The organism is Achromobacter sp. (assembly GCF_057314935.1).
The window spans coordinates 27,028-39,635 of sequence record NZ_DBHKZA010000062.1 but is presented as its reverse complement, the minus strand read 5'-3'; the positions used below and the strand labels follow the sequence as shown (position 1 = coordinate 39,635).

Annotated in this window: 11 protein-coding genes and 1 pseudogene; 2 read left to right on the top strand and 10 right to left on the bottom strand. The window is 67.2% G+C overall.

Annotated features, from left to right (window positions below; translation table 11 throughout):
* Positions 1 to 84: 84 nt before the first annotated feature.
* From ACO6D5_RS21320 to ACO6D5_RS21280, 9 genes and pseudogenes are all read right to left on the bottom strand, one after another.
* Positions 85 to 435: a hypothetical protein gene (locus tag ACO6D5_RS21320; RefSeq protein ID WP_315846189.1), complete on the bottom strand. Its 351-nt coding sequence runs from the start codon at positions 433 to 435 to the stop codon at positions 85 to 87.
* 3 nt (positions 436 to 438) lie between these two features.
* Positions 439 to 855 carry a phage holin family protein gene (locus ACO6D5_RS21315; RefSeq protein WP_315846188.1) on the bottom strand — a complete coding sequence of 139 codons (417 nt, stop codon included), beginning with the start codon at positions 853 to 855 and terminating at the stop codon, positions 439 to 441.
* Between the two features lie 69 nt (positions 856 to 924).
* Positions 925 to 1,242, bottom strand: coding sequence for an ElaB/YgaM/YqjD family protein (locus ACO6D5_RS21310; protein WP_006222726.1), 318 nt, complete (start codon positions 1,240 to 1,242; stop codon positions 925 to 927).
* Between the two features lie 83 nt (positions 1,243 to 1,325).
* Positions 1,326 to 2,051 carry a hypothetical protein gene (locus ACO6D5_RS21305; RefSeq protein WP_485826455.1) on the bottom strand — a complete coding sequence of 242 codons (726 nt, stop codon included), beginning with the start codon at positions 2,049 to 2,051 and terminating at the stop codon, positions 1,326 to 1,328.
* 124 nt (positions 2,052 to 2,175) lie between these two features.
* Positions 2,176 to 4,899, bottom strand: coding sequence for a nitrate reductase (locus tag ACO6D5_RS21300; protein WP_485826454.1), 2,724 nt, complete (start codon positions 4,897 to 4,899; stop codon positions 2,176 to 2,178).
* Positions 4,900 to 4,909: 10 nt separating this feature from the next.
* Positions 4,910 to 6,124: pseudogene (locus ACO6D5_RS21295) on the bottom strand (NAD(P)/FAD-dependent oxidoreductase); the annotation flags it as partial.
* Positions 6,125 to 6,145: 21 nt separating this feature from the next.
* The gene (locus ACO6D5_RS21290) at positions 6,146 to 7,024 is read right to left on the bottom strand and encodes an ABC transporter ATP-binding protein (protein WP_485826453.1); all 879 of its coding nucleotides are present in this window, start codon (positions 7,022 to 7,024) and stop codon (positions 6,146 to 6,148) included.
* A 3-nt stretch (positions 7,025 to 7,027) separates the two neighbouring features.
* Positions 7,028 to 7,858 carry a nitrate ABC transporter permease gene (ntrB, locus tag ACO6D5_RS21285; RefSeq protein ID WP_315846184.1) on the bottom strand — a complete coding sequence of 277 codons (831 nt, stop codon included), beginning with the start codon at positions 7,856 to 7,858 and terminating at the stop codon, positions 7,028 to 7,030.
* A gap of 25 nt (positions 7,859 to 7,883) precedes the next feature.
* A complete protein-coding gene (locus tag ACO6D5_RS21280) occupies positions 7,884 to 9,185 on the bottom strand; it encodes a CmpA/NrtA family ABC transporter substrate-binding protein (protein ID WP_485826452.1) in 1,302 nt (433 codons plus the stop codon).
* A gap of 392 nt (positions 9,186 to 9,577) precedes the next feature.
* Here ACO6D5_RS21280 and ACO6D5_RS21275 point away from each other — a divergent pair, with 392 nt between their 5' ends.
* Together ACO6D5_RS21275 and cysG are read left to right on the top strand one after the other, a co-directional pair.
* On the top strand, positions 9,578 to 10,159 hold the full coding sequence (locus tag ACO6D5_RS21275; protein ID WP_315846182.1) for an ANTAR domain-containing response regulator: 582 nt from the start codon (positions 9,578 to 9,580) through the stop codon (positions 10,157 to 10,159).
* 109 nt (positions 10,160 to 10,268) lie between these two features.
* Positions 10,269 to 11,684 (top strand): siroheme synthase CysG, encoded by a 1,416-nt coding sequence (gene cysG / locus ACO6D5_RS21270; RefSeq protein WP_485826451.1) that lies wholly within the window; start codon positions 10,269 to 10,271, stop codon positions 11,682 to 11,684.
* A 108-nt stretch (positions 11,685 to 11,792) separates the two neighbouring features.
* On the opposite strand, the gene upp is transcribed toward cysG, so the two are convergent.
* A complete protein-coding gene (gene upp / locus ACO6D5_RS21265) occupies positions 11,793 to 12,431 on the bottom strand; it encodes a uracil phosphoribosyltransferase (RefSeq protein ID WP_006222717.1) in 639 nt (212 codons plus the stop codon).
* Positions 12,432 to 12,608: the final 177 nt, after the last annotated feature.

The window sequence follows — 12,608 nt, the reverse complement described above, 5'->3', positions numbered from 1 at the left end:
AGAAGCGGGGTTTTTATTGGGCGGGTGGGCGGAAAGCGCGTCTGCTGACCCGGGCCTGCTGACGCGCTTTAGCTGCCGCGCGTCCTATTCCCCGCCCTCTCTTGAGCTTTGCCACAGCTTGTACACCTGCCAGCCCACCAGCGCGCCGCCGGCGATCTTGAGCAGCTTGAACCGCTTGCCGCCGCGCATGAGCATGGTGGACAAGGACGAGCTGACCAGGGGATAGCGGCGGGCAAGCGTGATCGCCTGCAAGGCCCAGCGCGAGGCGCCGCCCGAGGCCAGCCTGGGCAGCAAGCCCCGGATGATCGAGGCAGGCTCCAGCTTGTGGCTGGTGCTCACGATGCTTTGCGCCAACGATTCGCGTTCGATGGCTGCGCGGGCGCGCAGCAGTTCGATGCGGACCGCGCGATCAACGGTAGGAGACCTTTTCGACATGGCTCAGCCCTCCTCGCGCCGGCGCGCGGCCGGTGCGTCGTCGTCTTGCGCATCGCGAATCCGGTCCAGCAGTTCCGCGTCGCGGCCCAGCTCTTCCAACGTCGCCGCGAACGGCGGCGCGCCATAGACCAGCGCGTGGCGTACCGCCAGCAACAGGCCGATGCCGACAATGCCGTAGAAGGCCGCCAGCAGGCCCAGGGCCAGATAGCGGTCTTCGGTAGGCCAGAACAGCACCGCCACCGTCACGGTGAACACCAGCACCGCCAACGTCAGGAAGAGCAGCGCAGCAAACGCCATGCCCAGCACTTTGAGCAGGCGCGCCTTTTCATCGGCGGCCTCCAGCGTCAGCAACTCCAGGCGCGTGCGCAACAGCCCGACCAGGCTGGACGCGACTCCGAAAACAGATTTTCGTAGACCCATGGCGTCAAGAACGCCGGGCGGGCAACGCGGCACAACGCCGGCGCCGCCCGCCCGGACGTTCAAGCCTTATCAGCGGCGGCTGATCAGCAAGCCGAGCAGCAGGCCGGTCACGCCTGCGATGCCGATGGCTTGCCAGGGATTGTCATGCACGTAGTCGTCCGTGGCGCGGGCGGCTTTGCGGCCGCGTTCGAGCACGGCGTCCTGCGCCTCGTAAAGGGCTTCGCGGGTGCGCTTGAGCGAAGTCATGGCGCGGTCGCGCAATTCGTTTGCCTTGTCGCCGGTGGTGCCGGCTGCTTCGCGCAGCAGGTTTTCCGCGTCATTCAAACTGGTCTTGACACTGTCGATGAGTTTTTCTTTTGCGACTTCTTCGGATTTTCTCGTGGCCATTTTTTGAGCTCCTGTTGTGTGTCTATGACAAAACCATCATACCAGCCGCCATGCCCGCTGCATGGCGTGCTTGCTACTGTGTGCTACTTGATCTGCGTAATTTCAACTGCGGACTTCACGCCGCCTTGATCGATGTCCTGCTTCATCACCAGGTTCACGGCGGGGCAGTACCAATCGGTGACCGTGGTGTTCATGCCGGGGATCGGAATGGTCAGGCCCTGGAACGTGGCCATCGTGGGATCCGAGTTGCGCGTATACGAGATCGGGTGACAGGACTGCTGGCCCAGCGCGGTGTTGACCGAGGTCTTCTGGCCAACGGTCTTCTCGCCGATGCGCACCGTGGTGCTGGGCTGGCCGCCCACCGGCGCTTCCTTGCCGATCTTCAGGCGGAACGACGAACCGGGCAACTTCTGGCCGGCGTTGAGCTTGCCGTCGTAGGCGAACAGACCCAGCATGCGCAGGTCGAACTGGCCTTCGGAAGGCTTCGGGGCCTCGCCGGCACTGGCGTATTTCAGGAAGGTGGCCTGGCCGCCCTTGACCGTCATCAGGTAGTCCAACTTGGACTTGCCCGGCGGCAAGCCGGCATAGCTGAAGGTGGCCACGCCCTGCACGCGCGCGCGGCAGTTGTCGCCATTGCTTTTTGTAACTTCGGCGAAGGTCAGGTCGGCGCCCAGCGACAGATTGCCCGAGCCGGTCAGTTGCACCGCGCCCCCATCATGCATGAACTGCGCATCGCAAACGCCGGCCTGCGCCGAAGCGGCCGCGCCCAGCGCGCCGGCCGCCAAAATCAGGGATGCCATTTTTCGCATCGTACAAGCCACTCCAGAAATCAGATAGCGCCGTCCGCTACGCGCGACGGCTGGCTTGATACTACACCGGTTGCCGTGCCCGGCGTATGTCCACTCGTGACCGCATCCATGGCGATCCGACGGGCTACGCCGCCACGCCGGCGGCCGGTATCCGGGCGATCAGCGACTGGATTTCCGGCACGCATGAACCGCAACCCGTGCCGCAGCCCAGCGAGGATTTCAGCGCTTGCAGGTCGCAGCCGCGCCCGATGCCAGTCAGAATCGCCGCCTCGCTCACCCCCACGCAGACGCAGACCGTACGTGACCGCGCAGCGCCTGCAAGCCGGCCGGTCAGCAGGCCGGAAACGCTGGCCGGCGCGGCGGCGCCCGCCGCCCAGGCCAGCAATGCGTCCTGCGCGCGCAGATCGCCCGTCAGCAGAAATGCCCGCAAGACACCCTCCGCCGCCGCCACCCGGCGCATCCTGCCGCGCGCCGGATCATCGAACACGACATCGGCGCACGTCAGCCCCAGCGCGTCCGCCAGCTCCGCGAAAAGCGCAGGCTCCGGCGTCGTCTCCGCCGCCAGCCGGATCCGCACGCCGCCCGCGCCAACAGGCAGCACCACGGCGTAATCGAAGCGGCGCAGCCATGGCGCCAGCCGCACGCGCAGCGCGGCACCGTCACCCTGCATCCAGCCCGCCGCCTGCCACGCCAGCCGGGCGGGTTCGGCGCCGATCGCGCTGAACTTCAATTCAGGCTGATGCGACACCGGGTCGGCGGCGGGGCTCGTCAACGCATTGACGCCCAGGCCCGCCATGAAACCGCTGCCCCAATGCATCGGCAAGAATGCGTGCCCGCGTTGCACGCTATCGTCCGCGCGCACCGGCAGCACCACGCTGCCGCGCCGGGAACGCAGCCGCGCCAGCGCGCCGGGCTCCAGCATCAACCGCCGCATATCGTCCGGATGCAGCGACACCCAAGGCTCTTCGACATGCTGCGTCAAGACGCGGGCAAGCGAGGTGCGCGCCATGGTGTGCCAGTGGTCGCGCAAGCGGCCCGTCGTCAGCTGCAGCGGGAATTCGGGCGTCACCAAGTCAGCGGGCGGCAGATAGTCCACATCGCAAAAGCGCGCGCGCCCGCTGGGCGTGGGGAAGACGCCATCGGCGTACAGGCGCGCCGTGCCCTGCCCCGGGCGATAGGGCCATTGCTGCGGGCCGTCGCAGCGCAGGACCTCGTAGTCCAGCGCGCTGTAGTCCAGGTCGCGGCCCGCGGTCATGCGGGCGTGTTCGGCGAACACCTCGCTTTCATCGCGATAGGCGAACCGCGCCGCCTTGTCGGGCGCGATGCGGGCGGCCAGCCGCAATGCCACGGCCTGGGCCAGCCGCCAATCCGGCTGCGCGTCGCCGGGCGGGTCGATCGCCGCGTGCACCCGGCTGACGCGACGTTCGGAATTCGTGACCGTGCCGGATTTCTCGGGCCAGGTCGCCGCAGGCAGCACCAGATCGGCGTAGGCCAGCGTCTCCGTGCCGGCGAACGCCTCTTGCACGATGACGCATTCGGCACGCTCGAGCGCCGCGCGCACTCGCGCCTGGTCCGGCAATGACTGCGCGGGATTGGTCGCGGCGATCCACAGCACCTTGATGCGCCCTGCCAGGACCGCATCGAACATGTCCAAAGCGGGCGTGCCCGGCGTCTCGGGCAGGCCATCCACGCCCCACAGGGCGGCCACTTCGGCGCGATCCGCCGCCGACGCGGGGTCTCGATGCCCCGGCAGCAAGGTGGCCATGCCGCCGGCCTCGCGGCCCCCCATCGCGTTGGGCTGCCCTGTCAACGAAAACGGGCCGGCGCCCGGCTTGCCGATCTGGCCCGTCGCCAGATGCAGATGGATCAGTGCGGCGTTCTTGTCCGTGCCGCGGGTCGATTGGTTCAGCCCCATCGTGTACAGCGACAGCGCCGCATCCGCACTGCCGAACCAGCGGGCCGCCTGGATGATGTCGGCGGCGGGCACGCCGCAAATGCGCTGCGCCTCTTCCGGCGGGAATGCCTCCACGCGCGCAAGCAGGGGCTTGAAACCTTCGGTGTGGCGTTCGATATAACCGAAGTCGGCCAGGCCCTCGCGCACCATGACATGCAGCATGGCGTGGAACAGGGCGACGTCGGTGCCCGGCGCGATCGGCAGATGCAGGTCGGCGAACGCCGCGGTGTCCGTGCGCCGCGGATCGACCGCGACCACCTTCATGCCCGGCCGCCGCGCGCGCGCCGCCTCCAGGCGGCGGAACAGCACGGGATGCGCGTACGCCATGTTCGAGCCGGCGATCAGCACGGTGTCCGCCAGTTCCAGGTCCTCATAGCAGGCAGGCGGCGCATCCGCGCCCAGCGTGCGCTTGTAGCCAGACACCGCGCTCGACATGCACAGGCGGGAATTGGTGTCGATGTTGTTGGTGCCCACCAGCGCACGCGCCAGCTTGTTGAAGACGGCATAGTCTTCGGTCAGCAACTGGCCCGACAGATAGAAGCCCACGGCGTCGGGGCCGTGGGACTGGATCGCCTGGGCCAGCCTTTCCGCCGCGATGTCCAGGGCCCGCCCAAGCGCGATGTCCCGCATCGGCTGGCCGCGAGCCTCGCGCCATTGCGCCGACAGCACGCGCGCGCCGTCGCGCCTCACCGTGTCGCCCAACGCCAGTCCTTTACTGCACAGCCTTCCATGATTGGCGGGGTGCGCCTCGTCGCCGCGCACCCGCAACACGGCGCCGTCCCGCACCTGGACGCGCACGCCGCAACCGGTGCCGCAATAACAGCACACCGATGACACCTCGGAAGCGGTCCCGGCATTCACGACCGGAATCCGGACGATCGACGGCATGGCCATTCCCCTACCCGCCTGCCGCGCTTTCGCCCGCCATCAACTGGTCTCGCAGGCCGCCGATGTCTTGCCCGTCGCGGATCAGCCGCATATACCAGGCGCCGTCCGCCGTGTCGCCGTACAAGCAGGCGCCCACCAGCTTGTCGCCGCGGATCACCAGCTTCTTGTAGACGCCATCCAGCGCGTCGGCCACCGTGATGCTTTCCGTCTCTGCGCCCCCCGCGAAATCCCCGGCGGAAAAAAGATCGATGCCGGTGACCTTGAGCTTGGCCGAGACCACGCTGCCTTCGTAGCGCCCGATGCCCTGCAGGGCCAGATGGTTGGCCGCGACCTTGGCCTGCTCGAACAGGGGCGCGACCAGCCCGTACGCGGTGCCGCGATGGCTGACGCATTCGCCGACCGCGTAGATGCGCGGGTCGTAGGTCTGCAGGGTATCGGTGACCACCACGCCCCGGTCAACGTGCAAGCCACAACGCGCGGCCAGCTCCGTATTCGGGCGCACGCCCACGGCCATCACCACCAGGTCCGCCGCAATCTCCTGCCCGTCGGCAAAACGCAGCGCCCGAACCCGGCCGTCGTCGCCCGCCAGGATCGCCTGGGTCTGGCGGCCCAGCAGGAACGTCAGGCCGCGCGCCTCCAGGCTGTGCCGCAGCATCGCCGACGCCGCGCCGTCCAGCTGGCGGTCCAGCAACGCTTCGCCCAAATGCACGACCGACACCTCCATGCCTCGCGCGGCCAATCCGTTGGCCGCTTCCAGGCCCAGCAACCCACCCCCGATCACGACGGCGTGCCGATAGCGCGAGGACGCTTCGATCATCCGGTTCACGTCGCCGATATCACGGAAGGCGACCACGCCGTCCAGGTCGGCGCCCGGCACGGGCAGGATGAACGGGTTCGACCCCGTGGCCAGCAGCAGCCGGTCATAGGGCGCCTCGGTTCCATCATCGGCGTGCACGATGCGGCGCAGTCGGTCCACGTGCGTCACCTTGCGGTTGCGCAGCAAGCGGATGCCGTGGCGCGCGTACCAGTCCTCGTCGTTCAGGACAATGTCCTGCAAGGTGCGTTCGCCGGTCAGAACGGGCGACAGCAGGATCCGGTTGTAGTTGGTGTGGGGCTCGGCGCCGAACACCGTGATGTCGTACAGGTCAGGCGCCAGCGCCAGCAGTTCTTCCACCGTGCGGATGCCCGCCATGCCATTGCCCACCACCACCAGCTTCTGCTTTGCACCCATGACGGCCTCCGTGGCTGGCCTTCAAGCGGCCGCGCGGGTCGCGGCCTGGGCGCCGCTGCCCTCCGCGGCCGTGGCGTCCAGGACGGCATTGGCCTGCGCCGCCGCCCGCGAGCGTTCGGGATTGCCGTGGCGGCGATGCAGGAAATCCACGACCGAGGCGCGGCACGCCAGATAGGTCGCGTCATTGGCCAACCGCAAGCGGTCGCGCGGCCGCGGCAGCGGCACTGGCAGGATCTCGCCGATGGTCGCCGCCGGGCCGTTGGTCAGCATGACGATGCGGTCGGACAACAGCACCGCCTCGTCCACATCGTGCGTGACCATGATGGTGGTGGTGCGCGTCTTGGCCACGATCTTCAGCAATTCGTCCTGCAGGTGCGCACGCGTCAGCGCGTCCAAGGCGCCGAACGGTTCGTCCATCAGCAGCACGCCCGGCTCGATCGCCAGCGCGCGCGCAATGCCCACGCGCTGTTTCATGCCGCCCGAAATTTCACGCGGCAGCTTGTTCTGCGCCGCCAGCAAACCCACCAGTTCCAGCGCGGCGCGGGTGCGCTCAGCCAGTTGCGGGCGCTTCTCCTTGCCGCCAAAGACGCGTTCCACCGCCAGGTACACGTTCTGGAAGCAGGTCAGCCACGGCAGCAGCGAGTGGTTCTGGAACACGACGGCCCGATCCGGCCCGGGCCCGGTGATCTCGCGTTCAGCGCACAGCAGCACGCCGCTGGTGGGGCGCGTCAGCCCGGCGATCAGGTTCAGCAGCGTGGACTTGCCGCAACCCGAATGGCCGATCAGCGTGATGAACTCGCCCTGCTCCACGGTCAAGTCGATGTCGCGCAGCGCCACGAAGACGCCCTTGCGGGTGGTGAACGTCTGACCCACGCGTTCGATGCGTACGAATTTCTTCATGGCCTATTCCTCGGTATAGGTGAAGCGGCGGGCCAGCGCGACCAGCAGGGTTTCCAACAGCAGCCCCACGATGCCGATCACGAAGATGGCGATGACGATGTGCTCGACCTTCAGGTTGTTCCACTCGTCCCACAGCCAGAAGCCGATGCCCGTGCCGCCGGTCAGCATTTCCGCCGCCACGATCACCAGCCACGCGGTGCCGATGGACAGGCGCACGCCCGTCAGCATGTAGGGCAGCACCGCCGGCAGCAGCACCTTGGTCGTGACCTTCCATTCCGACAGGTTCAGCACCCGCGCCACGTTCAGATAGTCTTGCGGCACGCGCGACACGCCTACCGCGGTGTTGATGATCATCGGCCAGATCGAACAGATGAAAATGGCCCAGATCGCAGCCGGATTGGCCGCCTTGAACAACAGCAGCCCCAGGGGCAGCCAGGCCAGCGGCGACACCGGACGCAGCAGGCTGACGATGGGTGAGAACATGGCGCTGATCGCGGCGTAGCGGCCGATGGCGAAGCCGACCGGGATGCCGACCACCGCAGCCAGCCCGAAGCCGATCGCCACGCGCTCCAGCGACGCCAGCAGGTTCCAGCCGATGCCCTTGTCGTTGGGGCCGTTGTCATAGAACGGATCCGAGAACAGTTCCACCGCCGCGTGCCAGGTCACCCCTGGCGTCGGGATCTCCGGAATCCGCATGGCCACCACCTGCCACACCAGCACGAACAGCGCAAAGCCGGCCACCGGGCCCGCGACGGCCTTCAGCACGGACTCCAGCCGCTCGCGCCCCGCGGCGAAGATCGCCTCGCCGCGGCCCACATTCGTTACGGTAGACATTGCATGCCCCTTTTCTTTACCGGCCTCAGGCCTTGACCTTGAATCCGTCGGCATAGGCCGCGGGGTTGTTGCCGTCCCACACGACGCCGTCGATCAATTTGGAACTGCGCGTTTCGCTGGCGGGCAGCGCCACGCCGGCGGCCGACGCCGCCTGCTTGTAGAGGTCGATGCGGTTGACCTGCCTGGCGATCGCCAGATAGTCCGGATGCTCCTTCAACAGGCCCCAGCGCTTGTGCTGCGTCAGGAACCACATGCCGTCGCTCAGATACGGGAAATTCGCCGCACCGTCGGCGTAGAAGCGCATCGCATGCTCGTCGGTCCACGTCTTGCCCAGCCCGTCGTCATAGCGGCCCTGCATGCGGTCGACGATGCCGCTGGCGTCCGTGTTCACATAGGACTTCGCGGCGATGGTTTCGGCCGTCTTCTGGCGGTTGGCGGCAGACGCGTCGATCCACTTGCCGGCCTCGAGGATCGCTGCAGTGACGGCGCGTGCCGTGTTCGGATTGCGCGACACGAATTCCGCGCTGGTGCCCAGGACCTTTTCGGGATGATCCTGCCAGATGCCTTGCGTGGTCACGGCGGTGAAGCCGATCTTGTCCATGATGGCGCGCGCCCCCCAGGGTTCGCCCACGCAGAAGCCGTCCATGTTGCCCACGCGCATGTTGGCCACCATCTGCGGCGGCGGCACCGTGATGACCTTCGCGTCCTGCATCGGATGGATGCCGTAGGTCGCCAGCCAGTAGTACAGCCACATGGCGTGCGTGCCGGTCGGGAAGGTCTGCGCGAAGGTGTATTCACGCTTGTCGGCCGCCATCAGCTTGGCCAGCGATTCGCCGTCGCGCGCGCCGGCTTGCAGCAGCTTGTTCGACAGCGTGATCGCCTGGCCATTCTGGTTCAGGTTCATCAGCACTGCCATATCCTTCTTCGGCCCGCCGACGCCCAGATGCACGCCATAGACCAGGCCGTACAGCACGTGCGCCATGTCCAGCTCGCCGTTCATGAGTTTGTCGCGCACCGCGGCCCACGAGGCTTCCTTGGACGGCGTGATCGTCACGCCATGCTTCTTGTCGATGCCCAGCACCGACGCCATCACGACCGAAGCGCAATCGGTCAGCGGGATGAAACCGATCTTCACCTCGGTCTTCTCAGGCGCGTCGGTGCCTGCCGCCCAGGCGCCTGCGCGCACCAGCGGATCAACCAGCGACAGCAGGCTGGCGCCCGCCACCGCGCGCGCCGTTCCGCTCAACCACTTGCGGCGGCCGGCGTCAGCGGTCAGGTCCGCGCGGGTGGCGGGTCGGGTGGAGGGGCTACGTGTCACTGGCGTCATGCATGGCTCCTGGCAAAAAAAAACGTTCCGCGCGCCATGGAACCCAGTCCATTGGCGCTGCGGAACGTCGTTGTTCCTAGCCGCGTGGTGCGGCGCGTTGCGTCGGGCGACCGCCGTTGGCCCCCTGATTCCACTTAAGCAATCACCGTGCCAACTGCGTTATTTTTCCCCATACCTGCCCAAATCCCGCGCCAGCGTTGGCTTTACACGAACGCCGCGCGCGCGCCGCGTTGGCCCGGCGCACCAGGCGCGAACCAAGTTGGTGCATCCATCGATGCGGCGGCGCACCACGCCTGTGCGGCTGAGGCCCTGCGGCTGTGCCCGGGCGCTGATCCCCGCACGCCATCGAGATGGCACGGAACTTGCATGACTGAAAGCATCTGGGGGATCTCATGCTGAAAGTCATGCTGCTCAACGATGGCGAGGGACGCGCGGTGTCGCTGCGGCAGACGCTTGCCGCGGCGGGCGTGCGCATCGTCGCGGAAGTGGCGCCCGGCATGGACCTGGCCGCCGCCATCGCCGAGGCCGCCCCCGACGTCGTGCTGATCGACAGCGACGCCCCCGGGCGCGACACGCTGGAAAACGTCTGTGTGGCCAGCGAGCACAGCGACCGCCCGGTCGTGATGTTCACCGACAACGGCAACCGGGACACCATCCGCAGCGCCCTGCGCGCGGGTGTCGCGGCCTATGTGGTGGGCGACGTGCCGGCCGCCCGGATCGAACCGCTGCTGACGGTGGCGATCGAGCGTTTCGCCATGGAGAAGTCTCGCCGCGAAGAACTGCGCGACGCGCAACTGCGCCTGGCCGACCGGCAATGGGTCGAAAGGGCAAAAGGAATATTGATGAAGGCGCGCGCCATTCCCGAGGATGAGGCGCACCGCCTGTTGCGCGAACGCGCCATGCAGAGCCAGAAGCGCTTGGGGGAAGTCGCCCGCGAGGTCGTCGAAATGAGCCAATGGCTGGGCAAGGGCTAGCTACATGATTTTTAGCTATATGGATTCATGAAATCAAAAGTTGTGGGGATGAAACCCGCTCCCTATGATCGTCTGATATTTCGCCGGGTACGCCCGGGGCGGGCATTTGATGAAGCTTTTCCCGATTTTTGCCGACTTGAAAGCGCGGCTGGTGTTGGTGGTGGGCGGTGGCGCGGTGGCCGAGCGCAAGACGCTCGCCCTGCTGGAAGCCTCGGCCGAAGTCGTCGTGGGTGCGCCGGAACTGACGCCCGCGCTGGCTGCGTTGGCCGCCAAAGGCCGCATCCGCCATTTGGCCGGGCGGTTTGATGCCGCCTGGCTGGACGACGTCTGGCTGGTGGTCGCCGCCACCGACGACCGCGCCGCCAACGCCGCGGTGTCTGAAGCCGCCGGCGCCCGCCGCATCTTCACCAACGTGGTGGACGACCCGGAACTGTCCTCCTTCCAGGTACCGTCCATCGTCGACCGGTCGCCCGTCATCGTGGCCATTTCGTCCTCGGGCGTGGCGCCGGTGTTGGCGCGGCGCATCCGCGAACGCATCGAATCGCTGTTCGACCACACGCTGGGCCAACTGGCCGGCCTGGCCGCCACCTACCGCAAGCGCATTCGTGCCAGCCACCCCGACCTGGGCGCGCGCCGCCGCTTCTACGACTGGCTGCTGGACGGCCCCGTAGCCGGCTTCCTGCGCCAGCAGCAGCCCACCCGGGCTGAGGCCGCCTTGGTCGATGCCCTGGCTGCGCCGCTGGCGCCCGCCGACGGCAGCGTGGTGCTGGTGGGGGCAGGCCCCGGCGATCCCGGGCTATTGACGCTGAAGGCGCTGCGCGCCTTGAACGAAGCCGACGTCATCCTGTATGACCGCCTGGTCAGCGACGACATCATGGCGCTGGCGCGCCGTGATGCCGACCGCGTGCCGGTCGGCAAGCTTCCGGGCGAAAACCACCACGCGACCCAGGCGCGCATCCACGCCCTGCTGGTGGAGCATGCGCAGGCAGGCCGCCGTGTAGTGCGTCTGAAAGGCGGCGACGCGTTCATTTTTGGACGGGGTGGCGAAGAACTGGAATATCTGCGCGCGCATGGCGTGCGCTATGAAGTGGTGCCCGGCATCACCGCTGCGCTGGCCTGTGCGGCCTATGCGGGCATCCCGCTGACGCACCGCGAGCATGCGCAGTCGGTCCGGCTGATCACGGCGCATTGCCGTGAGGACGAAGACAACCTGGACTGGCCTGCGCTGGCGCGCGAGCGGCAGACGCTGGCGTTCTATATGGGGGTTGGCCAGTTGGATCTGCTGACCGGACGCCTGTTGCGCCACGGGCGCGCAGCCCAGACGCCGTTCGCGCTGATCGAAAACGGCAGCCGGCCCGAACAGCGCGTGCTGTCGGGCACGCTTGCAGAACTGCCCCGTTTGGCCGCCGAGCACGCAATCCGGTCGCCCGCGCTGCTGATCGTGGGAGAAGTCGCCGGCCTGGCGCCGCAATTGCAGTGGTTCGGCCAGCATATCGATGGCCGGCCGCAACGGCTGGCGGCTTGATCCGTTACGCGCGTCAGTTACGTGCGCGGCGCCGTTTGAAAGGTTGCGCGCGCCGGGCGGCTTGGTGCTTGGCCCGCAGTCCGCGCGCAACCCATCATCCGATACGCGTCACTCTGTCTTCTGGGTCGTACCGAAGATCCGGTCACCCGCATCGCCCAGGCCCGGCATGATGTATCCGTGCTCGTTCAGGCCGTCATCGATCGATGCGGTGTAGATATGCACATCCGGATGCTTGGCCAGCACGGCGTCGATGCCCACGGGCGCCGCCACCAGGACGAGCGCGCGGATTTCCTTGCAGCCGGCGCGCTTGAGCAGGTCGATGGCGGCAACCATCGAACCGCCCGTCGCCAGCATCGGATCGACGATCAGCGCCAGGCGCTGGTCCAGTTCACCGACCAGGCGTTCCAGATAGGTGTGCGCTTCCAGCGTCTCTTCGTTGCGGGCCACGCCCACCACGCTGACCTTGGCGCCCGGAATCAGGCTCAGCACGCCATCCAGCATGCCGATGCCGGCGCGCAGGATCGGCACCACAGTGACTTTCTTGCCGGCGATCTTCTCGACCTGAACCTGGCCACACCAGCCTTCCACGGTGGCCGGCGCCAGCGGCAGGTCCTTGGACGCTTCGTAAGTCAGCAGCGCGCCCACTTCCTGCGACAACTCTCGAAAGCTCTTGGTGCTGAGGTCGGCGCGACGCATGATCCCGAGCTTATGGCGGATCAAGGGATGGCGGATTTCGTGCACAGGCATGTGCGTAACACTCCAGAATATTGAAAAGACGGGGTTTTTCGCCTCAGGCGCCACCCGAACAGCGCAACGCATTGGCGTTGCGTATCAGGTCGCACCCAAGGATCGTAATCGGTTTAATGGCCCGGGAGCATAGAAGACTTTTCCCCGCCGGGCCGCCCCAAGGGGAAAAAGCCCCCC